This window comes from Allomuricauda sp. CAU 1633 (assembly GCF_017313225.1).
Lineage (GTDB): Bacteria > Bacteroidota > Bacteroidia > Flavobacteriales > Flavobacteriaceae > Flagellimonas.
Genome location: NZ_JAFLNE010000001.1, coordinates 317059 through 341087, shown reverse-complemented (window position 1 = coordinate 341087; position 24029 = coordinate 317059). Strand labels below are relative to the sequence as shown.

Genomic DNA, 24029 nt, shown 5'->3' with positions numbered 1-24029 from the left:
TTTTGCCAAAATTCTAATTCATGAACATTTTGGTCCTGGGCTCTGGTGGACGAGAACACGCCATAGCCCTTAAAATTTCACAAAGCCCTATCACGAAAAATCTGTTTGTTGCTCCTGGCAATGCAGGGACTTCAACAATAGCTACAAATGTTGAGGTAGGGGTCAATGACTTTCCCGCCATTAAGCAACTGGTACTCAAGGAAAATATTGATTTAGTCGTTATAGGACCAGAAGACCCATTGGTAAATGGAGTGCATGATTTCTTTCTGAATGATGCCGAACTGAAATCCATTCCCGTAATCGGCCCGGAAAAAGCCGCAGCGGCTTTGGAAGGTAGTAAGGAATTTGCCAAAGAGTTCATGATGCGGCACAACATCCCAACCGCGGCCTATGAAAGTTTTACAGCTGAAACTTTGGAAAAGGGGTATGGTTTTTTAGAATCCCTAAAACCACCTTATGTACTTAAAGCGGATGGACTTGCGGCTGGGAAAGGGGTGCTGATCCTTCAAGATTTGGAAGAAGCCAAGACCGAATTAAAATCCATGTTGGTCGATTCCAAATTTGGGAATGCCAGTGCCACGGTGGTCATTGAAGAGTTCCTGGACGGCATAGAGTTGAGTTGTTTTGTGCTCACGGATGGAACCAATTACAAAATCCTTCCTACCGCAAAAGATTATAAACGTATTGGGGAAGGGGACACTGGACTCAACACCGGGGGCATGGGGGCTATTTCACCTGTTCCATTTGCAGATTCCACATTCTTGGACAAGATAGAGCGCCAGATTGTAAAACCTACCGTAGACGGCCTTAAAAAGGACAACCTGCCTTATGTGGGTTTCATTTTTATCGGGTTGATAAAAGTTGGTGACGAGCCCAAGGTTATCGAATACAATGTTCGTATGGGTGATCCTGAAACGGAAGTAGTGATACCCCGTCTGAAAAGTGACCTTGTTGAGGTGCTGACGGCGATGGCAAATGGTACATTGGACCAAATCAACCTAGAGATTGATGAACGTACAGCCACAACCGTAATGGCTGTTTCGGGCGGTTATCCCGAGGCTTATGAAAAAGGAAAGGAAATTACCGGTACCGAGAACATTAAAGACTCCTTGGTGTTCCATGCAGGGACTAAACTTTCAGAAGGAAAAGTGACCACCAATGGAGGCCGGGTCATAGCCGTAACTTCCTTTGGAAAAGACTTTAAGGAAGCCCTACAAAAATCCTATCAAAACATGGAAAAACTCCACTTTGATGGAATGTATTACCGAAAAGATTTAGGGTTTGATCTATAGGTAAGAGTGTGAGCTGATGCTCTTATCCTCTTCACCATTATCATTGAAAATTTTCAATTGATTCATCCAGTAGACGGATGCCACCAAACCAATGACAAAGAAAATCCAATTCAATGTGTTGGCAGCCCACCAACTTTCCATAAAACGGAAAAAATCGTAGGGGGCAAAAAGGTAGTTCACAAATAAGTCTTCTATACCGTAAAAAAACTTGCTCATCTTGGCTATATTTACTTTACAAAAGTAGCAAAAGAAAGGATGATTTCAAGCTTTTTCGGAAAAACAAAACCCATAAATTACATTGTCCTTGGCATTTTTTTGTTCCTTTTCTATTCTATCAATGCATTTTTGGGCTTTGGGACACAAGTTGTAACCCAATTTATTGCGCTTGAACTCTTGGCTTTTGCGGTCTTGCTTTTGGCCTTATTTATTATCAACCAGATTGTGCGTACCGAGAAGGTGACCGACTTCAACTCCTACGCCATGCTGTTTTTTGTACTGTTGTTGGTGGCTTTTTCTGAAACCTTGTTCAACAAAAATGTCATCTTCACCAATTTTTTTCTGCTTCTGGCCTTTTGGCGATTGTTGTCCATAAAATCCATCCGGTTTGTAAAGCACAAGATTTTTGATGCTTCCTTTTTAATTGGTGCCGCCAGCCTTTTTTACGACTGGTCCCTTGTATTTTTACTGTTGGTCTTTGCCGTCATCAATGTGTATGATAGAAAAAACTTTAAAAACTGGTTGGTTCCTTTTGTGGGGATGGCAACTGTCTTTATTATAACTTTTGCTGCACTTAGGCTGACGGGGTCAACCGATTTTTTTGGCAAGCACTACGTATTTTCAATAGGATTGCTCAAAACGGAAACTTTGGGTCAGGTCATCAACATAAAAACAATGATCTATATACTATTGATGCTATTGTTAATGATGATTGTTTTTGTAAGGGTTAGAAGTATTGGCGGGGGAAAGTTGGTGTTGTTGCGAATTATGCTTTTTATTTTCATACTTGGAGTGGTCTTGGCACTTTTTAGCCCTGCAGGTTCTTCCCCGCTCCTGTTTACCTTTTTCCCAGCCGCCGTTTTTATGGCTAATTATTTGGAAGGCATCAAAAGAATAAAGTTGCGGGAGTTGTTTTTGGGGCTATGTATTGCGGTTCCCCTTTTGCTTTTTGTCGTGCAGATGTACCAATAAACCATAAAGCAATATCTTTGCGCAAAACGTATAAAGATGTTCAGCGAATTTGCCTTCAAGATATTTCAGGAAAGTATAGATACCTACCACATTGAGGACGATGTATACCAAGATTTCTCCAACCCGTATCCAAAGGATAAAGTGGAACATTTGCTATACCGAAAAAATTGGATTGATACGGTTCAATGGCATTATGAGGATATTATCCGTGACCCCGAAATTGACCCAGTAGCGGCTTTGGGCCTCAAGCGAAAAATTGACGCCAGCAATCAGGACCGTACTGATTTGGTGGAGTATATAGATGGTTATTTCTTAAACAAATACAAGACAGTAGAGGTTAACGAAAATGCCACCATCAATACCGAAAGTCCAGCTTGGGCCATTGACCGACTTTCCATATTGGCCTTGAAAATTTACCACATGCAGGAGGAGGTCAACCGAACAGATGCCTCACCGGAGCACATCAAAAAATGTAGTGACAAGTTAGCGGTACTTTTGGAGCAGAGAAAGGACCTTTCCACAGCTATAGACCAACTGCTGTCCGATATTGAGGCAGGAAACAAGTACATGAAAGTCTACAAGCAGATGAAAATGTACAATGACGATGAACTCAACCCCGTACTCCGTGGACAAAAAGGGTAAATCCACCCATATTCTGGTCATTCGCTTGTCCGCAATGGGTGATGTGGCCATGACTGTTCCCATACTGGACACATTGCTCAAAAAATATCCAGACCTACAACTTACAGTGCTCACCAAAAAACACTTCAAGCCCATTTTTGATGGGTTGGAAAGAGTAAATGTAATTGAGACAGATGTAAAGAAGCGGCATAAGGGCCTTATGGGATTATGGCGGCTCTACAAAAAGGAGTTGAAACCCATGCATTTTGATGCTGTGGCCGACCTTCATAATGTTTTGCGGAGCAGGGTGCTGAAAAAGTATTTTGCCTTGGATAGGGTTCCCGTTGTACAAATTGACAAGGGTCGTGGTGAAAAGAAGGCCCTTACCCGTTCCCGAAACAAAATATTCAAACAGCTCAAGTCTACTCATCAACGTTATGCTGATGTTTTTGACAAACTCAGTTTTCCTATTGATTTATCTGATGCCAAACCCTTAGATCGGGTTCAACTTTCGGAAAAAGTGCTGGGCTTGGTGCAGCAAGACACCAAAAAATGGGTGGGGATTGCGCCCTTTGCCGCTCACCAAGGCAAGATGTATCCGTTGGAATCCATGGAGAAGGTTATTAAGACTCTCAATGATACCGAAAAGTATAAAATATTGCTATTTGGCGGTGGAGCCAAGGAAGTAGAAGCGTTGAAGGGCTTATCAGAGAAGTATGAAAACGCCTTGTGCATGGCCGGAAAGCTCAATCTTTCCGAAGAACTGCAACTTATTTCCAATTTGGACGTAATGTTGTCCATGGACAGTGGCAATGCCCATTTGGCTGCCAATTATGCTATTCCGGTGGTGACCTTATGGGGAGTTACCCACCCCTTTTCCGGATTTTATCCGTTCCATCAACCTGCAGAAAATGCGATATTGGCTGACCGGGAGGAGTATCCATTGATTCCTACTTCAATTTATGGAAATAAAGTGCCGGGAGGATACGAATCAGCAATGAAAACAATACAACCCCAGCAAGTCTTGGAAAAGCTTACCAAAATTTTGGAAGGTTAAGCGAGGGCGTGGGTAGCCGAAATCGACTTGAAGTATTGCTTTAACTGTTGAATGTATTGGTATTTTAATTGGCGGTTGGTGCTATCCGTCATTAAAGAGCGCATACCCAAATACGAAGCAATGATATAGGTGGCAGCCCCCTCACAATCCACATGGCGGGCAATATGGCCGTCCACTTTCCCTCTTTTCAGCACAGCAACTAGGTTGACTTCCCAAACGCTAAGGATATTTTTTAGGTAACCCGATATTTCTTCATTACGCTTATTGAATTCAGTCAAGAAATCGTTGAGCATAAAACCATAGGCCATTTCATTTTTCTTGCCAGGCTCCAAGGCATTTTCCAAACTTTCCACAATAACGGGCAATGGATTTTCATTCGTGTCCAGCGGCTCTATTAAAAGTGCGTAGACTTTTTGCACAATAAGGTTCTGCACAATATTGATAAAATAGTCTTCCTTGGATTTAAAGTGATGGTAAAAGGCACCTTTGGATAAGGATAATTCCTGAAGGATATCATCCAAACTGGTGTTGTAATAGCCTTTTTCGTTGAAGATTTCGAGACCCTTCCCGCATAAGCGGTGCATGGTCTCCCTTCGTTTGAGGGTCATTTCCATAAGATTTGGGTTTAGACTGTTGAGTCTGTGACAAAGATTCCACGGAAATGGTCCAACCCAAAGAATTCAAGACGTACTTCCCTGAAAAATCGGTGAAGTGTTCAAAAACCGATGAATTGCCAAAATCCCAAAAAATAACCGACTTATGGGTCGGTCAAATTATATGCGGGATTCGTTGAATTGTACATGGCATTCATCAATTTAACTCTGATTCTTAAAGTAAAACCCCCGAAGTTCATTGACCTGTTGGACAATCATTGAATTGAAATCAAGGTCATATAAATGAGATTAAACTTAGCCGCTATCATAGTGTTATTTCTTGGAATCGCATTATCTAACTGTTCGTCAGGAAAGGGCAAAATACAATACGGATTTGGTCTCGATAGCGTAATAAATTATAAGACTGTTGATTCCACAAACCTAAAGATGAGGGTATTCTTTCCCAAGGATAAAACAACTAAGAAGTTAAATTCCGCAATTGTCTTCTTTCATGGAGGAGGATGGCGAGGCGGTTCCATCAGTCAATTTGAAGCTCACGCAAAATACTATTCAAATAAAGGGTATGTAACTTTTTTGGTTGGATATCGGGTGAAGTTTAGAAATAATACAACTCCTTTTGAATCATTAATGGATGCAAAATCAGCAATGAGATATATAAAAAGAAATGCCGAACGGTTTAGGGTCGATTCATCTAAGATTGTTGCATGTGGCGGCTCTGCTGGCGGACACCTAGCGGCCGCTACGGCTTTAGTATCCGGATTTAATGAAGACACAGATGATATGACGGTCAGCACAAAGCCAGAAGCCCTAGTTCTATTCAATCCTGTAATTGACAATGGACCAAATGGATATGGATTTGAAAGAATAGGGGAATTGTATAAATCATTTTCGCCCATTTACAATATCAGTAAAGATGCGCCCCCAACCATTATCTTAATTGGGTCCGAGGATGAACTTGTGCCGATTGAAACTATTGAAAATTATAAACATAGAATGGATAGTGTTGGAAGCTTTTGCGAGGTTAAGGTTTATGAAGGGCAAAAGCATGGGTTTTTTAATAATAGGTCTCCTGATTATTATAAAAAAACGCTACAGGATGTAGACTTATTTTTGGATAAAATCCAGAAACGCTAAGACCGTGTGTATATTTTGTAGTACTAATAGCTAAGATGAAATACCATGGCTTATATTCCACTAAAACATTGTAGGAGGTTGATGGGAAAAAACGGCCTCCTGTTATGTATTTAATTTACCATTAAGTTAACCTTCCTGCTCTAAAAGCGTAAGTTACTACCTCTTGGTAACTACTTCTGGCCCTAGCTGAGCATCTATAACACGGTTAAATGACCACAAGTTCAATATGGCTAATAAAAAGGCATTAAAACGAATGGATTTTGGATAAGTTTGACTTCCCTTATATTTGTGTAAAAGCCAATTAACAAATTTTAGGTAAGAAACATTACAGGGTGAGGCCAATACTAATACTACTTCTATTTTCATTGGCAATAACTTCTTGCGAAAAGAATGAAACTGATTCTTTTCCCTCAGTTGAATGTGAACGCTCAGTAGTTTCTTTTAGCAAGTCAAAGTATAATATAATATTGATTATTGGGCAGTCGAACACGCATGCCGGGTTAGGTTTGGATGCATCCATTGATACTACGCGACAAGGTGTAATGCAACTTGGCAGGGTTGGTGACAGAAACTTGAAAGTGGTAAAAGCCATTGCACCTTTAGACCATCATACAGCTAAATTAGATAGGATTGGTTTTGGGCTGACTTTCGCGAATCTCTTTAAGAATAGACTAGTAGCCGAGAATGACAGTGTGATAATAATCCCTTGTGGCCATGGAGGAACAGGATTTTCGGATAACATGTGGAACAAAGGGGATGCTCTATATAATGATGCGGTATCGAGAGTAAAATACGTTCAAGACAAATTTCAAAATAGTGAACTACAAGCTATTTTATGGCATCAGGGAGAGATTGATGTGCACAATAAATCGTACGAACGCCAACTTGGGAATTTTATCAATGACATAAGAGAGGATTTAAATGCTGAAAACGTACCATTTATTTTAGGAGGAATGGTACCATACTGGGTATCACAGGATAAATCAAGATTAAATCAGCAAAAGAAAATCGCAGGGATAAAAGACAAGCTATGCATAATTGGCTATGCGGATCCGTCATCTCCTGTTGTTATTGAAAAAGAAAACAATAAAATTGATGAGATTCATTTTGATGCTGATGGGCAAAGGGAGTTGGGTAAACGTTATTTTAATGAGTATCTTAACCTAATAGAATTAATTCCGAACCAGTAATCTCACCGCTAGTTGTAATTTCTTGTACTGAAACCCTAAGCCACCGTCCCCTGGCAACTACTTCCCGCACCACCAGCACATCCATAGCAGCGTTGTGTGATCACAATATTCTGGCTCCTCAATAAATCCTTTTGTTCATATCCAAAATAGATAATCAACCAAAATTTTATCAGATCGGATGATGGACTGGCTAGATGAAATAGGGCATTGATCAATTTTCTTCGAGATGGAGGTACGGTTGGGATACCTTGTCATTATCAAACAACAACAAAAAACCGTAAAATGAGCAAGCAAGGCAAATACCCAAAACCAATTGAAGACTTTTTCCAAAACGGTGAACGTTACAAAAAAATATCTCCTCTGAAAATCAGGATTATGGGAAAACCAAATCATTATTATCCTATTACATTTGAGTACTATATGATTTCTCCAGATGAGTTGGATATTGAGGAATACCCAGGTGATCCTGAAGAGGATTTGGCTGAGCTATTCTATACGGGATATTCTGATGAGATGCAAGAGCATTTCAGAGCAAACTTTGTTCCATTAATTTCAGAGACATTACCTGATCAATGTGGTCCAACGGTATTGGGGGTTTATCTTGACGAGGAAAAGGAAAATTTCCCGGTGTATATCATAGGTGAGGATACCGATTATGAGAAGGAAAAAGTGGCCAACAGCCTTGATTCCTTTGTGGCTCTGTACTTTGCCAACGGGTCAGATGAAGTGAGCTCTAATAACTATACCATACCAGTAATCAATAACACAAGTATTGATGCATTGAACAGTAAAGAGGACTGTTTGGCTTTTATCGACGCTAAATTTGATAAGCCCGTAACCAATACAGAATTCTCCCCGCAATATCTAGCAAGACGTGCACCTGATGCGCTACTCGATAGGCTAGATCAAAAAGACGCTTCAAATATTAGAAAAAGGGAAAGAATGCAGGACAAGGTATTTGTGGAGTATGGGGTTGACTTTTTTGAGCAACCTTTTTTGGTATTCTTTGAATCGGATTCTGAAGAATTGAAACCATTCAAGATTATAGAGGAGGCGGAAAAGTTTTGCGAAGATTTACTTCAACGAGGGATATATTCTCTTTTGATTACCATAATGAGTAATGAAATTGAATTCAAACTGTACAAGTAGATAGAATTAGCCATAAAACTGCTTTTCTTTTTTATGTTACCGTACCTTGGCAACTACTTCCCGCTCCTGCGGTGCAGCCGTAGCAATGCTGTGAAATCACAATTTCACGGTCATTCAACAGGTCTTCGTTATAATCTTTGATGTGCTTTACCTTGCTGGCCACCTTTAGGTTTAGCATTTGGTTAAAGTCGCAATCATACAACCAGCCATCCCAACTTACTGAAATGGTATTGGTGCACATCACATTTTCCACCGCAGCGGGATTGTAGGCCTCCACCAAGGCGTACATATAATCTTCATAATTGTCCGAAGCAATCAAATAATCCAAAAAGCGCGAAATGGGCAGATTGGTAATCGCAAACAGATTATGGAACTCAATATTGAAATCTTCTTTCAACGCTTTTTTAAAATCGTGTTCCATGGCCGCTTGGTCACCCGGCAAAAAGGCCCCAGAGGGATTGTAGACCAAATCCAACCGTAGGGCGCTATCAGGCATACCATAGCCCACCGCGTTCAAATCTTGCAGTGCTTTGATGGACTTATCAAAAACCCCATCACCACGTTGCTTGTCCGTTTTGCCCCGAGTGTAATGTGGCATGGAAGAAACCACGTGCACATTATGCTTTTTAAAGAATTCGGGGAGGTCGTGGTATTTTTTGTTGGAACGGATGATGGTCAAATTGGACCGCACAATAAAATCTTGGATACCCGCTTTGGCTGCTTCTTCCACAAACCACCGAAAGTTGGGATTCATTTCTGGAGCACCACCCGTAAGGTCCAAAGTATGGGCTCCAGTATTTCGAATGACCTCCAAACACTGCTCCATGGTCTCGCGCGTCATGATTTCCTTTCGGTCTGGACCAGCATCCACATGGCAGTGCTCGCACACCTGATTGCACGTATACCCCACATTGATTTGCAGGATTTCCAAGGTTCTGGGCTTTAATGGAAATTGTCCCGTTTTAGCAATTTTATCCTTAAAGGAAGGCAACTCACCATCGGCAAACAATCCCCCATTCAATATTTCCAACTGCCTGTTGGTATTCGCGAGTTCATTTTCCCGAGCCTTCAACGACTTTTTGGCCGCTTTTTTAATATCTGATAATATGCTTTGTCCCATTTTTAGTCTTTAAAATTGTTCGGAAACCTTCTAAAATCTGACAGCGCAGCGGTCTAATATCTAGAAGCGAAGCGTTCCATTACTACATGGAAAGTTTATTGTATTTGTTCATCATCTGAACACCATGTACCAGCGTAGCACCACTTTCAATGGCAGCACCGGCGTGCACGGCTTCCATCATTTCCTCTTTGGTAATGCCACGTTGAAGCCCATCTTTGGTGTAAGCATCGATGCAGTAGGGGCATTTGACCACGTGGGCCACCGCTAGGGCGATCAACGATTTCTCTCTTGCACTTAGTGCACCTTCTTCGAAAACCTTACCGTAATAATCAAAAAATTTGTTGCCCAGTTCCTCGCTCCATTCGGTAATGGAACCAAATTTTCTTAAGTCTGCTGGGTCGTAATATGAGTTTGCCATGTTTTGTTTTTTAGTGGATTATCAACATTTGCCTTAAGGCATTTGTATGTCTGAATTAAATAATAACTGAGGGCCAAGTTTAAGACTCGGCATGGGTAATCAGGCAAACGAAACTGGTGAGCCTTTGTTAAAAGGAATGAAGAGAAATAGGTTTTTGGTATTGATAAGACCAATGTCAATAAACTTGATAAACTGATGCAGCAATTTTGAAAAAAACGAGAGCCATCCTCCGACCAAAGTTGTAATGTGATTGGATAGACGTTTAATATCACTGGCAGAATCAATGTCGATTAATCGGCTCAATGAAAAAACTACACAACCCAAAGATTCAAAATAATACTGAGTGGTATTAAAAAGGCTTGTCACTTGCCATGGCAGCGCTTCAAAAGAATTTTTATGAAAGTTGGAAGCATGTAGTCCCAACAAATAAAATCCACCATCCACCGCCGGGCCTAAAACCGTTTTGCCCAGCTGGAGTTTTTGATGGGTTTCCAGAAGATGTTGGGTCTTCAACTGTGGGCTGTCATTTCCAATGGCGATAATGTTGGCAAAGCCTTTATCAAAAATGGATTGAATCGCATGGGTGAAACGCTCTCCAAAAGTTTCACCGCGTTGTTCTTTTTCCGTAAAATGAAAGTAAGGTAGGCCAGTGGCCTTTACAATCTTTAAAGAATGTTGGTTGAGGGCATCAAAAAGGGTAGTATCCGAACCAATTTTTTTAATACGGCTGTCCTGGGTCGCAGAATTTGCGAAGATTAAAATGGCAGTATCTTGAACCGATTTTTGAATCAACCTAAGGAATGTTTATCCTAAACTTACAACAATTATTGCTATTGATTTTGGTCGAATCGTATGTGGTTGGATTACAGTTTTTTGGAAAAACAGGCCAACTTTAACATTCCGACCCCACAGTCGGTTTTGAAAATGAGGGATTTACAGTTTTCCGATTAAGGTTGCATCGCATTCGACAAAAGACAAGAACAAGGCCCATTTTTGAAAAACACCGACTGCCCAGTCTGTGAATTCCCGTTTTGGAAAACCATAATTGACGGTGGAAATAATGTTTTTTTAACCGAAATCATGATGCAGGACTACATCATCCACAAGGCAATGCTATACCTTTGTGCATCATTGTTTTGTAAATAAAATGTTTCAAGATAAATCCATTGGATTGGTTCTTTCTGGCGGCGGGGTTCGCGGTATGGCCCATATCGGGTTGATCAAGGCTATGCGTGAACATGGCCTGGAAGCCCAAATGGTGTCTGGTTCCAGTGTTGGGGCTTTGGTGGGTGCGTTGTATGCCAATGGAAATTCGGTGGAGAGTATGTTGGACTTCTTTCGGAAGACGCCTTTGTTCCAATACAGCTTTTTTGCCATCAACAAACCGGGTTTCATTGATACGGAGCGCTATTTCAGCATTTTTAAAAACTATTTTCCGAACGACTCTTTTGAAAGCTTGAGCAAACCTTTATATGTGGTGGCCACCGATTTGTTGAGCGGAGAGGAAAAAGTCTTTAATCAGGGTGAATTGATTCTGCCCTTGCTTGCTTCGGCAGCCTTAACCCCCGTTTTTAGCCCTGTGGAGATTGAAGGCATACTTTATGCCGATGGCGGAATCATGAATAACTTTCCAAAGGAATATCTAGAAGATAAAGCCGATTTTTTTATTGGAAGCAATGTTTCCATTGCGGCCAAAGTGCAAAAAACCGACCTGCGGAATTCTCTACAATTGGCTGGAAGGGTTACCAATCTCATGATATATGCTTCCAACATAGAAAAGGTGAAACAGTGTCATCTTTTTATAGAACCCAAGGAACTGGACAAAATTGGGGTGCTGGACAAAAAAGGTATCGAAAATGCCTTTTCCATTGGGTATGAGCATGGCAGCAGAGCCATTGAAAAACTCTTGACGAATTAGGGTTATACGTCGTCGTAGTCCACTTTTAAAGTAGGAGTCAAGGGGTGGGCCTGACACGTTAGGATGAACCCTTCCGCCACTTCGCTATCGGTCAAGATTTGGTTTTTGGCCATTTCCGCCTTTCCTTCCTTAATTCGGGCAATACAGGTGCTGCAAACCCCACCTTGGCAGGAATAGGGAGCATCAATATCTTCATTGAGAACGGCATCCAATACTACTTGTTTTCGGTCCATGACCAGGGTGAAGGTCTCATCATCCAAGGTTACCTCAACCTTGGTTTTTCCCTCAAGGCTTTCGGCCATTTCATCTTCTTCATCAGAACTGGTGAAGAGTTCAAAATGGATGTTATCCGCAGCAACACCATTATTCTTAAGCGTATCGGTTACAGCGTGAATCATTTCTTCGGGACCGCAGAGATAGAAGGTATCGAATGGGGTTTCCTTGAATTTGTTTTTGACTACAAAGTTCACTGTAGAACGCTCAATCCGTCCAAAAAGAGCATCCTCCTCGTGCGCGCGACTGTACACATATTGGACAAAAAACCGATTGGCATATTGTTCTTTAAGTGCTTGTATTTTAGCAAAATACATGGTCTCTTCTGGGCTTTGGTTTCCAAAAACCAATACAAAATTGTTCTCCGGATGGCTTTCCAAAACGGTTTCGGCGATACTCATTATTGGGGTAATACCACTTCCTGCGGCAAAAGCGGCAACATTCTTTTTGCCTGAAGTTTGGTCAAACACAAAACGACCCTCTGGGTGCATCACCTCCAAAACGTCACCGGCCTTTAAATTTTCATTGGCAAAAACCGAAAATGTACCGCCCGGCATTTTTTTGATGCCTACCGTTAGTTTCCCTGATGAAGGGGAAGAGGAAATGGAATAGGCCCTACGGAGTTCCTTTCCGTTCAACGGATACTTTAGGGTAATGTACTGGCCCGCTTTAAAGCTATAGGTCTCCTTGAGTTCCTGGGGAACCTCAAAGGTAAGTGCCACAGCGTTTGGGATTAATTGATCTACAGCAGAGATTTTTAACGCATGGGAATCGCTCATGAAAACAATTTTGCTGCAAAACTAAGGATTACCCTCATTTTTTGCCTTCATTTTTTAAAAAAGGATGTGCATTGTAACAAATAGTCTACTTTGCACACTAACAGAAAAACAACCAACCATGTTAAAACGTTTCCTTGGGCTTCAATGGAAATCTTTTTATAGGGCGGCATCCTTCAAGACCGAGATTTGGTTTAAAATCCTAATGGGTATTGGTGCCCTCTATTTTATTTTGGTCTTTTTGGGAATGGGTTTTGGCTCCTATTTTATAATCAAGAAGGCTGGAATAGGCGACCCATTGCGAATCGTGAATCAATACATGATTTACTATTTGGCCTTTGACCTTGTACTACGGTACATGCTCTAGAAGATGCCCGTGACCAACATAAAACCGCTGCTGTATTTACCCATCAAAAAAAGCAAGGTGGTTAACTATTCCCTTGGGAAAACCGTGGTTTCCTTTTTCAATATAATGCACGCCTTTTTCTTTGTGCCCTTTAGTGTGGTTTTGCTTATGGAAGGGTACGCTACTGTTTCCGTAATAGGATGGCATTTGGGATTTATGGCCCTCATTTTTGTCAACAACTTCATTAATGTCATGGTCAATAACAAAGACAGTGTCTTTTATGTGTTTGCAGGACTGTTTTTACTGGCAGGCATTTCGCAATATTATCAATGGTTTGACATTACACAGTATACCCAGCCCATTTTTGATCTTTTCTTTGATCTTCCTTGGACGTCTGCTGTTCTCTGGCTCTTGCTGATTGGACTCTATTTTTTGTCCTTCAGCTATTTCAAAAAACATATGTATTTAGATGGTGGCCTGGCCACCAAACAATCCGAAGCCAAAACTGAAAACTTGGATTGGTTGAACCGTTTTGGGAATTTGGGCACTTTTTTAAAGAACGACATCAAACTCATCAAACGAAACAAGCGTTCCAGAACTGCGGTTATTACCGGCTTCTTTTTTATTTTTTATGGACTGCTGTTTTTTACGGGCGCCATTGAAGCTTATGAAAGTCCATTCTGGAGCATGTTCGCCGGAATCTTTGTTACGGGTGGCTTTTTATTCAGTTTTGGGCAGTATGTTCCTAGTTGGGACAGTAGTTATTATCCGTTGATGATGAGCCAGAACATTCAGTACAAAGAATACCTTTCATCCAAATGGTATCTGGTTATCATTGCCACTATAATTTCAACCATTTTGGCTTCTTTTTATATCTACTTCGGATGGGAAGCCTATGCTGCCGTATTGGTTGGGGCCATTTATAATATTGGCATCAATAGTTATTTGGTGCTTTGGGGCGGAGCCTATGTGAAGACCCCTATCGACCTGACTTCCAACAAAAAAGCTTTTGGAGACAAACAGGCGTTCAATGCAAAGACACTGCTCTTGACTTTACCTAAAATGCTTTTGCCCATTATCATTTATGCTGCAGGCCATTTGTTGGTCAGCCCACTTGTAGGATACCTCTGTGTGGCCATGGTTGGATTACTGGGCTTTGTGTTCAAGAACAAGGCTTTTAAAATGATAGAAGGCATCTACAAAAAAGAGAAGTACAAAACCTTATTGGCCTACAAACAAAAATAGTATGATCACAGCACAAAATTTAACAAAGACCTATACGCAAACAGTTCTGAACATTGACCATTTGGAAATTCCCAAAGGGCAAAGCTTTGGGCTGGTAGGGAATAACGGAGCTGGAAAGACAACCTTGTTCAGTTTGTTATTGGATTTGATTCAGCCTACCACGGGACACATTATAAACAACGAAGTGCAAGTTGACCAAAGTGAGGCATGGAAACCGTTTACCTCTGCATTTATTGATGAGACTTTTTTGATAGGTTATCTTACTCCCGAAGAGTATTTCTACTTCATTGGAGAATTGCGTGGAAGGAACAAAGCCGATGTAGATGCTTTACTGGCCAATTATGAAGATTTTTTCCACGGTGAGATTTTAGGCCAGAAAAAATATCTGAGAGACCTATCCAAAGGAAACCAAAAAAAGGTGGGCATTGTGGCCAGCTTTATCGGGAATCCAGAAGTGGTAATTTTGGACGAACCCTTTGCCAATTTGGATCCTACTACCCAAATACGGTTGAAGGGTATTATTAAAGATTTGGCGGCCAAGGAAGAAGTAACTGTTTTGGTTTCCAGCCATGATTTGATTCATGTCACCGAAGTCTGCGAACGTATCGTTGTATTGAATAAAGGAGAAATTGTGAAGGACATCAGAACTTCCACAGAGACCTTAAAAGAACTGGAAACCTTTTTTGGGGGATAAAAAAGAGCGGTCAAACTTGACCGCCCTTATAATTGTTTCTAGCTCATCGCCGAAGTATCATAATGGAATGACACCTTTTTGATTTTTCCATCCTGCACTTGATAAAGGGCAACTTCCTCCATGTTCATTCGTGTGCCGTCTTTAAATGTGGCATCACTGGTCATGGCCACAGCAAAATGATTGCCGGCAACCACAGGATCACCAACAGTACCCCCATGGGTTTCTTGGATGCCATCAACCCATTGTTGAAAACCTTTTAAAATGTTGTCCAACCCCTCGGTTACCTCATTGGGCATCCCAGGCATTTCTAAACTAACAGCGTCTTTCGCATATAGTTCGTAGGCCTCATCGTGTTTGCCCTCTCGGCATATGGCGACTAGTTTGTCTGCAACTTCTTGTGTGCTCATTGTGTTTCTGTTTTTATGATTAATGAATAAACTATTTAGTCAAAGGCTTGGTTTAAATAGGCGTTTAAAGGTTTAATGGCTTTAAAATGAAGCAAAATTTCATCTTCGAGCCGTTCTGATTCATAAAAAGGCTCCAATGGAAATTCGGCCATGGCATAAAATTGTTTGTGATAGATGAGTTCGGTTTTCTCAGCAGCGGGAAGCAAGTTTTTGTCCAGCCGTTTGGCTTTTTCTCCCTTTAGCCATCCAAAATTTTGGGTGAAATCGGGTGCTTTTACAATAGCTTCAAGGGTCGATGAATCTTTGGCGATGTGTTCCCGAATCAAGGCCAACTCTGGTGGGCGAACCATAAATAAGCCACCACCCACATGAATGCTGGTAGCATCAACACCCAAATAATAGCCCGGTAACATGGATTTTTTTCCGTCAGGGGAAAAACCAGCTTTAAGGATGGTATGATATGGGGATTTATCTTTGGAAAACCGCACATCTTTATTGATTCGAAACAGGGCCTTTTTTGGATCGGAGGGTATTCGTTCATCCCAAGAGTTTAAGGTAGCGAGCAAAACCTCCAGCAGTTCTAAAAAAGGCGCTTTAACCTCATTCTCGAATCGTTTTTTGTTCTGGTGAAACCATTCCTTATTGTTGTTTTGCGCCAGCTCCTTAAAGAAATGTGTATGTTCCTTGGTGATCATGCTTGTTTGTTTTGTATCAGGTTTAGAGCCAATTGGGTTAGAGTTTCCCATTGGTCATGATGTTCAAAATCAACTTCGTACCACCCTGCCAAGGGGCCTTTGTTTTTAAATGGATTGAATTCGGCCAACGGCACTTGTATGGTTTCCATGGGATAGCCCTTTCCCAATTTAAAGACCATCTTTTTCTTTCTGGAGAAGAAGACGAACACCTTGTTCTTATAATGAATGGCCTCCGAGCTCATCATTTTGCCCTCGGTCACATCGGCATATTTCATGCAGAACAATTGCCGTATTTCACTGAATTTTTCAAACTCCATGAACCAAAGCTACAAAAGCAAAAAAAGCAGAAGCAAGGGTAAATACGACACTTTAACGGGTTGTTTCTGCCATAAATATCAGCTACATTTACCACTTGTAAGACCATGGTTATGAAACATGTAAGTATTTTGGTGCCTAAAGGGAACGCCATTTTAAGCAGCGTGGTGGGGCCGTACAAAATTTTGTCGGCCGCCAACCGTTTTTTGCAAAAAACGGGGGTTAGAAACGACAATTTTTTTGACATTCATCTGGTGGGGTTGGACGGTGAGCAATCGCTCTACAATGGGTTATTCAGTATTCATTGTGACAAGACCATTGACCAAGTGGACAAAACCGATCTTATCTTGATCCCCGCTTTGCGAACAGAAAAGTTGGTTGAAGAGCTAAAACTGAATCAACCTTACGTGGATTGGGTCATTGATCAACGCAATCGAAATAAGGCTGAAGTGGCGAGCATGTGCTTGGGTGCATTTGTTCTGGCCCGTACGGGTTTGGTAGATGGCAGACAATGCTCTACCCATTGGGCGGCCATGGAAGTATTCAAACGAATGTACCCCCAAGTGAATTTGGTTTCCAACAAAATTGTCACAGAAGAAGATGGCATCTATACCAGTGGCGGAGCTTATTCTTTTTTGAATTTGATGATTCACCTTATAGAAAAATACTGCGGTCGAGAAGCAGCCATCTATATCTCCAAATTTTTTGAGATTGAAATAGATCGCGAAGATCAAAATCAGTTTGTGATTTTCCAAGGTCAAAAAGAACATGATGACACCGCTATAAAAGCAGCCCAAGATTATATTGAAGACAATGTGAACGACAAAATATCGGTGGAAGAATTGGCCCAAAAATTTGCCATCAGCAATAGAAATTTTGTGCGACGATTTAAAAAAGCCACACAGAACACCCCATTGGAATACATTCAACGAGTAAAGATAGAAGCGGCCAAGCGTAGTTTGGAAACTACCCAGCAAAATGTGAACGAGATTATGTATCAAGTGGGTTACGCAGATCAAAAAGCGTTCCGTACCGTGTTCAAAAAGTATGTGGGATTATCGCCCGTGGCGTACAAAACCAAATACAACCGTGCACAGCTCGAATATCAAGGCTCCAACTCTTGGTGATTAGATTGTGGGTTGTCTTATTATTAGGGAAATAAAAAAACTTGTACTTTATCGATGAGCCTTATAATAAACTGAGTTTTTTTCAGTTAAGGTTACACACGATTATCGATAATTTTGAAGCTTCGTAATACACTTATCATCGCCATGGTTCTGGGAGGGCTGTTCTTCAATTCCTGCTCTACCCAAAAGGACAAGTTTATCAACCGAAATTGGCACGCCCTCAACACCAAGTACAACACCTTGTACAATGGTAACATCGCTTTTGAACAAGGTCGCGAGGATTTGAATGCCAGTTATCGAGATGACTACTGGGAAATTCTTCCCGTGGAGCGCCTGGAAGTGACCGATGAGATAAAACTCGACTCAGAAGACAACAACCCCAACTTTATTATTGCTGAGGAAAAGGCTACCAAGGCCATCCAAAAGCACAGTATGGATATTAAGGATGAGGAACGAAATCCCCAAACCGATGAAGCATTTTTATTGCTAGGAAAGGCACGTTATTTTGACCAACGCTATATTCCTGCGTTGGAATCCTTCAATTATATCCTTAGAAAATATGTGGAGAGTGATAAATTGAACGAGGCCACCATTTGGCGTGAAAAGACCAATATGCGGTTGGACAACCCCGAAGTAGCCATCAAAAATTTGAAACGCTTGTTTAAATATGAATCGCTCAAGGATCAAGAGTATGCCGATGCCAATGCGGTTTTGGCCCAGTGCTACATCAATCTAAATGCTCCGGATACCGCCATTCAAAAATTAAAGATTGCACAGGCTTACACCAAGAAAAATCCTGAAAAAGGAAGGTATCTATTTATTATTGGACAGCTTTTTAACCAATTGGGGCATAAAGACAGTGCCAATTATGCTTATGATAAAGTCATTGACCTCAACCGCAAGTCGCCTAGGGTCTACATGATCAATGCACATTTACAGAAAATTCGAAATACGGAGATTACCGATGCCAACGAGGAGGAACTATTGGAATATCTGACCGATTTGGAGGAAAACCGGGAAAACCGCCCTTTTTTGGATAAGATCTATCGCGAAGTGGCCCAATTTCATTTGGCCAATGAATCAGATAGTTTGGCTTTGGTGTATTACAATAAGTCGCTTCGGGCAACGCAGGGTGAACGGAAACTGAACGCCCTCAATTATCAAAGTCTGGCCGATTATTATTTTGATGAGGATGCATACAAGACCGCAGGTGCTTATTATGATAGTACTCTGACCAATCTGGCAGAAAACACAAGAAAGCACCGTGACATTAAAAAGAAGCTGGACAATTTGGAAGATGTCATCAAATATGAGGACATTGTTCAATACACCGATAGTGTTATCACCGTTTACCAAATGCCTGAAGCAGAGCGGAAGGCCTATTTTGAAGAATATATTGCAGAATTAAAGCGCAAGGCCGAAGAAGAGGAAGCTAAAAAGCAACAACAAGCAGCGGCTGGTTTTGCCACATTTGCAAATAGTAAGGGTGGAAAAGAAAATAAGGGGAAGTTCTATTTTTATAACATCACCAGTTTAGGATATGGCAAAAACGACTTCAGAACCCGATGGGGCGACAGGACTCTGGAAGATGATTGGCGTTGGAGCAATAAAAACAGAACCTTGGTCTCCGAAGCAACCGGTGAGCAAGTGGCGGGCAACGACCCATCAACTCAAAACCTTACTGAAGACCAAAAATATTCGGTGGATTACTATTTAGGACAAATCCCTACGGATGCATCCGTGATTGATAGTCTATGGACGGAGCGGAACTTTGCCAACTATCAATTGGGATTGATCTATAAAGAAAAATTTAAGGATAACCTTTTGGCCGCCGCCAAGCTGGAACGTGTTTTGGCTTCCAATCCAGAGGAGCGCTTGATTCTTCCTTCAAAATATAACTTGTACAAGATTTATGAGGAAAGCGGAAGTCCGCTGGCTCAGAATATGAAGCAGGATATCATCACTAATCATCCAGATACCCGTTATGCAGAGATTTTGTTGAACCCTCAAGCGGTATTGGCGGGCAACACCGATAGCCCAGATGCACGGTATGCAGCGCTGTTTAAAATGTATGAAGAGCAAGAGTACCTTCAGGTCATTACCCTGTCGGAAGAATACATCAACAAATTTACGGGTGACCCCATTGTCCCCAAGTTTGAAATGTTGAAGGCAAACGCCATTGGTCGCTTGCAGGGCTTTGAACAGTTTAAAGACGCCTTGAACTATGTGGCGCTGACCTATCCCAACAATCCCGAAGGTAAAAAAGCGGAGCAAATCGTAGAAGAGCAGTTGCCCAAATTGGAAAAGAAGGAATTCTCTCCAGAGACGGGTTCCACAGGAACCTCGAACTGGAAGGTGGTCTTTCCATTTAAAATAAGAGACGACGAAAAAGCGTTAATCTTAAAGAAACGATTGGAGGATGCCATTAAAGAGCTTAACTATAAAAATGTGGTTTCCAAAGACATTTATAATTTGGAAGACGAGTTTGTGGTGGTACATGGCTTCCGCTCCAAGGATTTTGCATTGGGCTTTGCAGAGCTTATTAAAAACAACAGGGACTACCGCATTAAAGATGAGAATTTTGTAGTTTTATCGGAGAACTATAAAATTGTTCAAGTCCACAAGAATTTAGAATCATACAAAGAACATATTTTAACCCCAAAACCCTAGAACACAATGTTTTCTGACAACAAAAAACCCAGACCTATGAATGAACTTGGCGGACAACCCAACAGAATTGAAAAGAACACGAAGATAAAAGGAGACATTACTTCCGAAGCCGATTTTAGAATCGATGGAAAACTGGAAGGCAATGTAAAAACCTCCGGTAAGGTGGTCATTGGAAAAGATGGCTATATCAATGGAAAAGTGGAATGCGTAAATGCGGATATTGAAGGAAAGTTCAATGGCGAGCTTTCGGTAAAGGATTTACTTTCCTTGAAGGCCTCTGCTATTATTGAAGGCACGGTAACCGTTGCCAAATTGGCAGTAGAGCCAGGGGCAACTTTTAATGCAGCCTGTACCATGGGCAAAGGTGCTACTACAACGACCACTTCGTCCACAGCTGCACCAAAATTGGAGTCTACCAAAAGCAATGAGCCAGCAAAAGCCTCCTAAAAAAAAGAATACGTTTAGAAATGCCGCCATCCTAACAGGCATTGGCTTTGAAATGGGGGCTATCATTTATTTGTCCGTCCAAGGCGGAAAATGGTTGGACGCCGAATATCAAAACGAAAAGAATATTTTTACGGTAATTGCCACTTTATTGGGAGTGGCAATTTCTATTTGGCTAGTTTTGCAGCAGTTAAAACGTATCAAATATTGATGTCAAAACTTAATCTGTTCACCCAGTTTTTTATCCTTCTTTTGATTTTATTGGTTTTAGCTTTTGCGGGGCATTTGTATGTCTTATCTAGCAAAGAGCTTCCACTTTATGGCAATCTAATTGTGCGTTCCTATGTAATCAATGGGATTTTGGCTGCGATTATTTTTGGATTGCTCTTCCGTTTTAGGGAACGGTTGAAGAACCAAATCGGGTTTTTGTTCATGGCCGGAAGCTTGGTTAAATTTGTGTTTTTCTTCGTCTTTTTCTATCCAACTTACATAAGCGATGGGGATATGTCCGGTCAAGAATTTGCTGCTTTTTTTGTCCCGTATGCCATTGCTCTTTTTTTGGAGACTTTTTTCGCTTCACGAATGCTTAAAATTTTGGAGGAATCCTCTGAAGATTAGGCGACTCAAAATCCTCAAAAATAAAAGTTTGAAAGCTTTTTTCTTTTTGGAAGAATGGCTTACATTTGCACCGATTTTGAGAGACCGATATTTTGAGCGAAATGCGAAAGACTTTTTTTACGAGATTAATTCTTGTCGGAACACTATTGTTGGCCCAGTTCACTTTTGCCAAAGAACAGGAACACAAAACTGAAGAACACGGCAAGGACCTAAAGACTGAAATTAAGGAGTACATTTCCCATCACCTTAAGGATTCTCATGACTTTTCCTTGTTCTCTTACACCAAGGAAAATGGCGAGCACAAATATGTAGGTTTCCCATTGCCCGTTATCTTAATTGATGATGGATTGAAGGTTTTTTCTTCCTCAAAATTCCATCACGGGGAAACCGTTGCCGAAGTGGATGGCAATTACTACAAGCTTTACCATAGTAAAATTTACAAGACAGATGCTGAGGGCACCATTACCTATGATGAAGAGCACCATCCTACCAACGTAAAACCATTGGACTTTTCCATCACCAAAAACGTGGTAATGATCATTGTTACCGGTTTGTTGATGTTGTGGTTGTTCACCAGCTTGGCAAGATCTTACGCCAAAAACGGTGGTATTCCAACTGGAGCCGGGCGCTTTTTTGAGCCTATCATATTATATATAAGGGATGATATTGCCAGACCGAACATCGGAGAGGCAAAATATAAGAAGTACATGCCCTACTTGTTGAGCATCTTCTTCTTTATATGGTTCTTGAACATTTTTGGCCTGACCCCGCTGGGTATCAATGTAACAGGAAACATCGCCATCACGTTTGCGTTGGCTTTGATGACTTTCTTGTTCACCAATTTTACCGGAACAAAGGATTATTGGGGACACCAGTTCAACCCACTGGGCAACACCATGCCTTGGTACGCCAAGATACCTTTATATATCATTTTGGTTCCTATTGAGATTTTGGGATTGTTCATTAAGCCATTTTCCCTGTTGATTCGTTTGTACGCGAACATGCAGGCAGGACACATTGTATTGATGAGCTTGATCGGGTTGATGTTCATCTTTAAAAGTTGGATTGGAAGCCCGTTGTCCTTCGGACTGGCGTTTGCCATTTCATTGATAGAAGTATTGGTAGCATTGCTACAAGCCTATATTTTCACCATGTTGAGTGCGTTGTACTTCGGATTTGCCTCCGAAGACCATCACGCCGAAGGTCACGAAGAAGACCCAGAATTGGTGCACCTATAGGAAGAGTATTGTCACTTCGAGCGTAGTCGAGAAGTGGCTTTTTAAGTTGAATTTTTAATTTTTAAACTAGATAGATATGGAAGTTCCAGTAATGGTAGGTGCAGGTTTGGTTGTAATCGGTGCAGGTATCGGTATCGGTAAAATTGGTGGTTCCGCTATGGAAGCCATCGCTCGTCAGCCTGAAGCTTACGGAAAAATCCAAACAGCGATGTTGATTGCAGCAGCGTTGATTGAAGGTATTGGTTTTGCTGCGCTATTTGCAGTGTAATCAAAAAATCCAGAGCAAAAGTTGTAACGGTTGGTTGCAACTTTTGCTTCATTTTTAGTTTAAAAGCACAAGAATAAAGTACAGATATGGAAAAGTTATTGGAAGAGTTTTCGTTGGGACTGTTTTTTTGGCAAACCCTTTTGTTCGGATTGCTGTTGTTCCTTTTGTGGAAATTTGCATGGAAACCTATCCTTAAAGCAGTAAATGATCGTGAAGAAGGCATCAAGAATGCTTTGGATGCTGCCGATGCTGCCAAAAAGGAAATGCAAAACGTTACTGCCGATAGCGAAAAATTGTTGAAGGAGGCCAGAGCGGAGCGAGATGCCTTGTTGAAAGAAGCCAGGGAGCTTAAAGAAGGCATTGTTTCCGAAGCCAAAGAGCAGGCTAAGGTTGAAGGCGATAAAATGATCAAACAGGCCCAGGCCACCATCGAAAGTGAAAAGAAAGCCGCCGTTGCTGATATTAAAGCACAAGTAGCCAACCTTTCCTTGGAAATTGCGGAAAAAGTCATCAAAGAAGAATTGTCCGACAAGAAGAAGCAACAGAAGTTGGTGGATGATATGTTGGGCGACATCAAATTGAATTAAAAATTAAGGTATTGGTTTGCTAAGGTGCGGTTGCGAAATAAGTTCAACTTTAACCTTTCACCATTAACCCAATAACCTAAAGAATATGAACCAAAACAGGGCAGCCATACGCTACGCAAAAGCAACCTTGGATTTCGCTATCGAAAAGAAAGCGGCAGAGGCCGTTGAAAAAGATATGCGAACTATTTCAGCGACCATTTCTGAAAGTGATGAGTTGGAAAAACTTTTGGAAAGTCCTATCGTAAAAAGCGAGGTGAAGAAAAATGCGTTGCTTGCAGTTTTCAAGGATGCTTCGGAAATCACCAAAGGACTTATCGAAACATTGATAAGCAACAAAAGGGTGGCCATGTTGCAGGAAGTGGCCTTGAAATACATCATCCTTCATGAAAAATTGAAGGGAGAAGATGTGGCCTTCGTAACCACAGCTGTCCCTTTGACCGCTGATTTGGAAAAGAAAATATTGGCCGAAGTGAACAAAATCACCGGAAACAAGGTTACTATAGAGAACAAGATTGACGAAAGCATTATTGGTGGATTTGTATTGCGCGTTGGCGATTTACAGTATGATGCCAGCATCGCAAACAAATTGAACAGTTTAAAAAGAGAATTTACAAATAGTCTATAA

27 protein-coding genes and 2 pseudogenes are annotated in these 24029 nt (G+C 41.2%); 19 read left to right on the top strand and 10 right to left on the bottom strand.

What is annotated here, in order from left to right; genetic code table 11:
* Window positions 1–20: 20 nt before the first annotated feature.
* Window positions 21–1292, top strand: a complete 1272-nt coding sequence (gene purD / locus J0X14_RS01580) for a phosphoribosylamine--glycine ligase (RefSeq protein ID WP_207096003.1) — start codon at window positions 21–23, stop codon at window positions 1290–1292.
* Here purD and J0X14_RS01575 read toward each other — a convergent pair.
* Entirely contained in the window at window positions 1287–1508 is a 222-nt protein-coding gene (locus tag J0X14_RS01575; RefSeq protein ID WP_207096002.1) for a DUF6341 family protein, read from the bottom strand. The two genes, purD and J0X14_RS01575, sit on opposite strands and share 6 nt — an antisense overlap.
* A 39-nt stretch (window positions 1509–1547) precedes the next feature.
* Between J0X14_RS01575 and J0X14_RS01570 the strand changes: the two genes are divergently transcribed.
* Genes J0X14_RS01570 through J0X14_RS01560 form a run of 3 tightly spaced genes read left to right on the top strand, consistent with a single transcriptional unit; the run spans window position 1548 to window position 4158 of the window.
* Window positions 1548–2480 carry a DUF6427 family protein gene (locus tag J0X14_RS01570; RefSeq protein ID WP_207096001.1) on the top strand — a complete coding sequence of 311 codons (933 nt, stop codon included), beginning with the start codon at window positions 1548–1550 and terminating at the stop codon, window positions 2478–2480.
* Between the two features lie 36 nt (window positions 2481–2516).
* Entirely contained in the window at window positions 2517–3122 is a 606-nt protein-coding gene (locus J0X14_RS01565; protein ID WP_207096000.1) for a DUF4254 domain-containing protein, read from the top strand.
* Window positions 3085–4158, top strand: coding sequence for a glycosyltransferase family 9 protein (locus tag J0X14_RS01560; protein WP_242527887.1), 1074 nt, complete (start codon window positions 3085–3087; stop codon window positions 4156–4158). Before J0X14_RS01565 ends, J0X14_RS01560 begins: the two co-directional genes overlap by 38 nt.
* Here J0X14_RS01560 and J0X14_RS01555 read toward each other — a convergent pair.
* Window positions 4155–4772: a TetR/AcrR family transcriptional regulator gene (locus tag J0X14_RS01555; RefSeq protein ID WP_207095999.1), complete on the bottom strand. Its 618-nt coding sequence runs from the start codon at window positions 4770–4772 to the stop codon at window positions 4155–4157. The two genes, J0X14_RS01560 and J0X14_RS01555, sit on opposite strands and share 4 nt — an antisense overlap.
* A gap of 282 nt (window positions 4773–5054) precedes the next feature.
* Between J0X14_RS01555 and J0X14_RS01550 the strand changes: the two genes are divergently transcribed.
* Together J0X14_RS01550 and J0X14_RS01545 are read left to right on the top strand one after the other, a co-directional pair.
* The gene (locus J0X14_RS01550) at window positions 5055–5906 is read left to right on the top strand and encodes an alpha/beta hydrolase (protein WP_242527886.1); all 852 of its coding nucleotides are present in this window, start codon (window positions 5055–5057) and stop codon (window positions 5904–5906) included.
* Window positions 5907–6271: 365 nt separating this feature from the next.
* A complete protein-coding gene (locus J0X14_RS01545) occupies window positions 6272–7096 on the top strand; it encodes a sialate O-acetylesterase (protein WP_207095998.1) in 825 nt (274 codons plus the stop codon).
* 35 nt (window positions 7097–7131) lie between these two features.
* Here the strand turns inward: J0X14_RS01545 and J0X14_RS19020 are convergent.
* Window positions 7132–7221 (bottom strand): annotated as a pseudogene (locus J0X14_RS19020) (DUF3641 domain-containing protein); the annotation flags it as partial.
* 157 nt (window positions 7222–7378) lie between these two features.
* On the opposite strand from J0X14_RS19020, the gene J0X14_RS01535 reads away from it, so the two are divergent.
* Window positions 7379–8245 carry a hypothetical protein gene (locus tag J0X14_RS01535; protein WP_207095997.1) on the top strand — a complete coding sequence of 289 codons (867 nt, stop codon included), beginning with the start codon at window positions 7379–7381 and terminating at the stop codon, window positions 8243–8245.
* A gap of 31 nt (window positions 8246–8276) precedes the next feature.
* Here the strand turns inward: J0X14_RS01535 and arsS are convergent, their stop codons facing one another.
* From arsS to J0X14_RS01520, 3 genes are all read right to left on the bottom strand, one after another.
* Complete coding sequence (arsS, locus tag J0X14_RS01530; protein WP_207095996.1) at window positions 8277–9365, bottom strand: arsenosugar biosynthesis radical SAM (seleno)protein ArsS; 1089 nt, start codon at window positions 9363–9365, stop codon at window positions 8277–8279.
* A gap of 82 nt (window positions 9366–9447) precedes the next feature.
* Window positions 9448–9783: an arsenosugar biosynthesis-associated peroxidase-like protein gene (locus tag J0X14_RS01525; protein WP_067029694.1), complete on the bottom strand. Its 336-nt coding sequence runs from the start codon at window positions 9781–9783 to the stop codon at window positions 9448–9450.
* A gap of 99 nt (window positions 9784–9882) precedes the next feature.
* Window positions 9883–10575: a DUF2064 domain-containing protein gene (locus J0X14_RS01520; RefSeq protein ID WP_207095995.1), complete on the bottom strand. Its 693-nt coding sequence runs from the start codon at window positions 10573–10575 to the stop codon at window positions 9883–9885.
* Between the two features lie 355 nt (window positions 10576–10930).
* Here J0X14_RS01520 and J0X14_RS01515 point away from each other — a divergent pair, with 355 nt between their 5' ends.
* On the top strand, window positions 10931–11701 hold the full coding sequence (locus tag J0X14_RS01515; RefSeq protein ID WP_207095994.1) for a patatin-like phospholipase family protein: 771 nt from the start codon (window positions 10931–10933) through the stop codon (window positions 11699–11701).
* Between the two features lie 2 nt (window positions 11702–11703).
* Here the strand turns inward: J0X14_RS01515 and J0X14_RS01510 are convergent, their stop codons facing one another.
* A complete protein-coding gene (locus tag J0X14_RS01510; RefSeq protein ID WP_207095993.1) occupies window positions 11704–12753 on the bottom strand; it encodes a ferredoxin--NADP reductase in 1050 nt (349 codons plus the stop codon).
* A gap of 118 nt (window positions 12754–12871) precedes the next feature.
* Between J0X14_RS01510 and J0X14_RS01505 the strand changes: the two are divergent.
* Together J0X14_RS01505 and J0X14_RS01500 are read left to right on the top strand one after the other, a co-directional pair.
* A pseudogene (locus tag J0X14_RS01505) lies at window positions 12872–14341 on the top strand (DUF5687 family protein).
* Between the two features lies 1 nt (window position 14342).
* The gene (locus tag J0X14_RS01500) at window positions 14343–15035 is read left to right on the top strand and encodes an ABC transporter ATP-binding protein (protein ID WP_207095992.1); all 693 of its coding nucleotides are present in this window, start codon (window positions 14343–14345) and stop codon (window positions 15033–15035) included.
* A gap of 38 nt (window positions 15036–15073) precedes the next feature.
* Here the strand turns inward: J0X14_RS01500 and J0X14_RS01495 are convergent, their stop codons facing one another.
* Genes J0X14_RS01495 through J0X14_RS01485 form a run of 3 tightly spaced genes read right to left on the bottom strand, consistent with a single transcriptional unit; the run spans window position 15074 to window position 16454 of the window.
* Window positions 15074–15442, bottom strand: coding sequence for a nuclear transport factor 2 family protein (locus J0X14_RS01495; RefSeq protein WP_207095991.1), 369 nt, complete (start codon window positions 15440–15442; stop codon window positions 15074–15076).
* A gap of 35 nt (window positions 15443–15477) precedes the next feature.
* Window positions 15478–16137: a DUF2461 domain-containing protein gene (locus J0X14_RS01490; protein WP_207095990.1), complete on the bottom strand. Its 660-nt coding sequence runs from the start codon at window positions 16135–16137 to the stop codon at window positions 15478–15480.
* Window positions 16134–16454 (bottom strand): hypothetical protein, encoded by a 321-nt coding sequence (locus J0X14_RS01485; RefSeq protein WP_207095989.1) that lies wholly within the window; start codon window positions 16452–16454, stop codon window positions 16134–16136. The genes J0X14_RS01490 and J0X14_RS01485 overlap by 4 nt, the downstream gene beginning before the upstream one ends.
* Window positions 16455–16565: 111 nt before the next feature.
* Between J0X14_RS01485 and J0X14_RS01480 the strand changes: the two genes are divergently transcribed.
* The 9 genes from J0X14_RS01480 to atpH all read left to right on the top strand — a co-directional run bounded on the left by J0X14_RS01480 (window position 16566) and on the right by atpH (window position 24029).
* Window positions 16566–17579: a GlxA family transcriptional regulator gene (locus J0X14_RS01480; RefSeq protein ID WP_207095988.1), complete on the top strand. Its 1014-nt coding sequence runs from the start codon at window positions 16566–16568 to the stop codon at window positions 17577–17579.
* A gap of 114 nt (window positions 17580–17693) precedes the next feature.
* Window positions 17694–20249, top strand: coding sequence for a tetratricopeptide repeat protein (locus J0X14_RS01475; protein WP_207095987.1), 2556 nt, complete (start codon window positions 17694–17696; stop codon window positions 20247–20249).
* A 6-nt stretch (window positions 20250–20255) separates the two neighbouring features.
* Window positions 20256–20696: a polymer-forming cytoskeletal protein gene (locus tag J0X14_RS01470; RefSeq protein WP_207095986.1), complete on the top strand. Its 441-nt coding sequence runs from the start codon at window positions 20256–20258 to the stop codon at window positions 20694–20696.
* Window positions 20674–20904: an AtpZ/AtpI family protein gene (locus tag J0X14_RS01465; RefSeq protein WP_036381029.1), complete on the top strand. Its 231-nt coding sequence runs from the start codon at window positions 20674–20676 to the stop codon at window positions 20902–20904. Before J0X14_RS01470 ends, J0X14_RS01465 begins: the two co-directional genes overlap by 23 nt.
* Window positions 20904–21311, top strand: a complete 408-nt coding sequence (locus tag J0X14_RS01460) for a DUF6168 family protein (protein ID WP_207095985.1) — start codon at window positions 20904–20906, stop codon at window positions 21309–21311. Before J0X14_RS01465 ends, J0X14_RS01460 begins: the two co-directional genes overlap by 1 nt.
* 101 nt (window positions 21312–21412) lie before the next feature.
* A complete protein-coding gene (atpB, locus tag J0X14_RS01455; protein WP_207095984.1) occupies window positions 21413–22549 on the top strand; it encodes a F0F1 ATP synthase subunit A in 1137 nt (378 codons plus the stop codon).
* A 76-nt stretch (window positions 22550–22625) separates the two neighbouring features.
* Entirely contained in the window at window positions 22626–22817 is a 192-nt protein-coding gene (gene atpE, locus J0X14_RS01450; protein ID WP_036381035.1) for an ATP synthase F0 subunit C, read from the top strand.
* Between the two features lie 86 nt (window positions 22818–22903).
* Window positions 22904–23404, top strand: a complete 501-nt coding sequence (locus J0X14_RS01445) for a F0F1 ATP synthase subunit B (protein ID WP_207095983.1) — start codon at window positions 22904–22906, stop codon at window positions 23402–23404.
* Window positions 23405–23489: 85 nt separating this feature from the next.
* Window positions 23490–24029 (top strand): ATP synthase F1 subunit delta, encoded by a 540-nt coding sequence (atpH, locus tag J0X14_RS01440; RefSeq protein ID WP_207095982.1) that lies wholly within the window; start codon window positions 23490–23492, stop codon window positions 24027–24029.

Bases quoted from the DNA above. Each gene is read 5' to 3' on its own strand.
- purD (WP_207096003.1), top strand. From the start codon at position 21: ATGAACATTTTGGTCCTGGGCTCTGGTGGACGAGAACACGCCATAGCC.
- J0X14_RS01575 (WP_207096002.1), bottom strand. From the start codon at position 1,508: ATGAGCAAGTTTTTTTACGGTATAGAAGACTTATTTGTGAACTACCTT.
- J0X14_RS01570 (WP_207096001.1), top strand. From the start codon at position 1,548: ATGATTTCAAGCTTTTTCGGAAAAACAAAACCCATAAATTACATTGTC.
- J0X14_RS01565 (WP_207096000.1), top strand. From the start codon at position 2,517: ATGTTCAGCGAATTTGCCTTCAAGATATTTCAGGAAAGTATAGATACC.
- J0X14_RS01560 (WP_242527887.1), top strand. From the start codon at position 3,085: ATGAACTCAACCCCGTACTCCGTGGACAAAAAGGGTAAATCCACCCAT.
- J0X14_RS01555 (WP_207095999.1), bottom strand. From the start codon at position 4,772: ATGGAAATGACCCTCAAACGAAGGGAGACCATGCACCGCTTATGCGGG.
- J0X14_RS01550 (WP_242527886.1), top strand. From the start codon at position 5,055: ATGAGATTAAACTTAGCCGCTATCATAGTGTTATTTCTTGGAATCGCA.
- J0X14_RS01535 (WP_207095997.1), top strand. From the start codon at position 7,379: ATGAGCAAGCAAGGCAAATACCCAAAACCAATTGAAGACTTTTTCCAA.
- arsS (WP_207095996.1), bottom strand. From the start codon at position 9,365: ATGGGACAAAGCATATTATCAGATATTAAAAAAGCGGCCAAAAAGTCG.
- J0X14_RS01525 (WP_067029694.1), bottom strand. From the start codon at position 9,783: ATGGCAAACTCATATTACGACCCAGCAGACTTAAGAAAATTTGGTTCC.
- J0X14_RS01515 (WP_207095994.1), top strand. From the start codon at position 10,931: ATGTTTCAAGATAAATCCATTGGATTGGTTCTTTCTGGCGGCGGGGTT.
- J0X14_RS01510 (WP_207095993.1), bottom strand. From the start codon at position 12,753: ATGAGCGATTCCCATGCGTTAAAAATCTCTGCTGTAGATCAATTAATC.
- J0X14_RS01500 (WP_207095992.1), top strand. From the start codon at position 14,343: ATGATCACAGCACAAAATTTAACAAAGACCTATACGCAAACAGTTCTG.
- J0X14_RS01495 (WP_207095991.1), bottom strand. From the start codon at position 15,442: ATGAGCACACAAGAAGTTGCAGACAAACTAGTCGCCATATGCCGAGAG.
- J0X14_RS01490 (WP_207095990.1), bottom strand. From the start codon at position 16,137: ATGATCACCAAGGAACATACACATTTCTTTAAGGAGCTGGCGCAAAAC.
- J0X14_RS01485 (WP_207095989.1), bottom strand. From the start codon at position 16,454: ATGGAGTTTGAAAAATTCAGTGAAATACGGCAATTGTTCTGCATGAAA.
- J0X14_RS01480 (WP_207095988.1), top strand. From the start codon at position 16,566: ATGAAACATGTAAGTATTTTGGTGCCTAAAGGGAACGCCATTTTAAGC.
- J0X14_RS01470 (WP_207095986.1), top strand. From the start codon at position 20,256: ATGTTTTCTGACAACAAAAAACCCAGACCTATGAATGAACTTGGCGGA.
- J0X14_RS01465 (WP_036381029.1), top strand. From the start codon at position 20,674: ATGAGCCAGCAAAAGCCTCCTAAAAAAAAGAATACGTTTAGAAATGCC.
- J0X14_RS01460 (WP_207095985.1), top strand. From the start codon at position 20,904: ATGTCAAAACTTAATCTGTTCACCCAGTTTTTTATCCTTCTTTTGATT.
- atpB (WP_207095984.1), top strand. From the start codon at position 21,413: ATGCGAAAGACTTTTTTTACGAGATTAATTCTTGTCGGAACACTATTG.
- atpE (WP_036381035.1), top strand. From the start codon at position 22,626: ATGGAAGTTCCAGTAATGGTAGGTGCAGGTTTGGTTGTAATCGGTGCA.
- J0X14_RS01445 (WP_207095983.1), top strand. From the start codon at position 22,904: ATGGAAAAGTTATTGGAAGAGTTTTCGTTGGGACTGTTTTTTTGGCAA.
- atpH (WP_207095982.1), top strand. From the start codon at position 23,490: ATGAACCAAAACAGGGCAGCCATACGCTACGCAAAAGCAACCTTGGAT.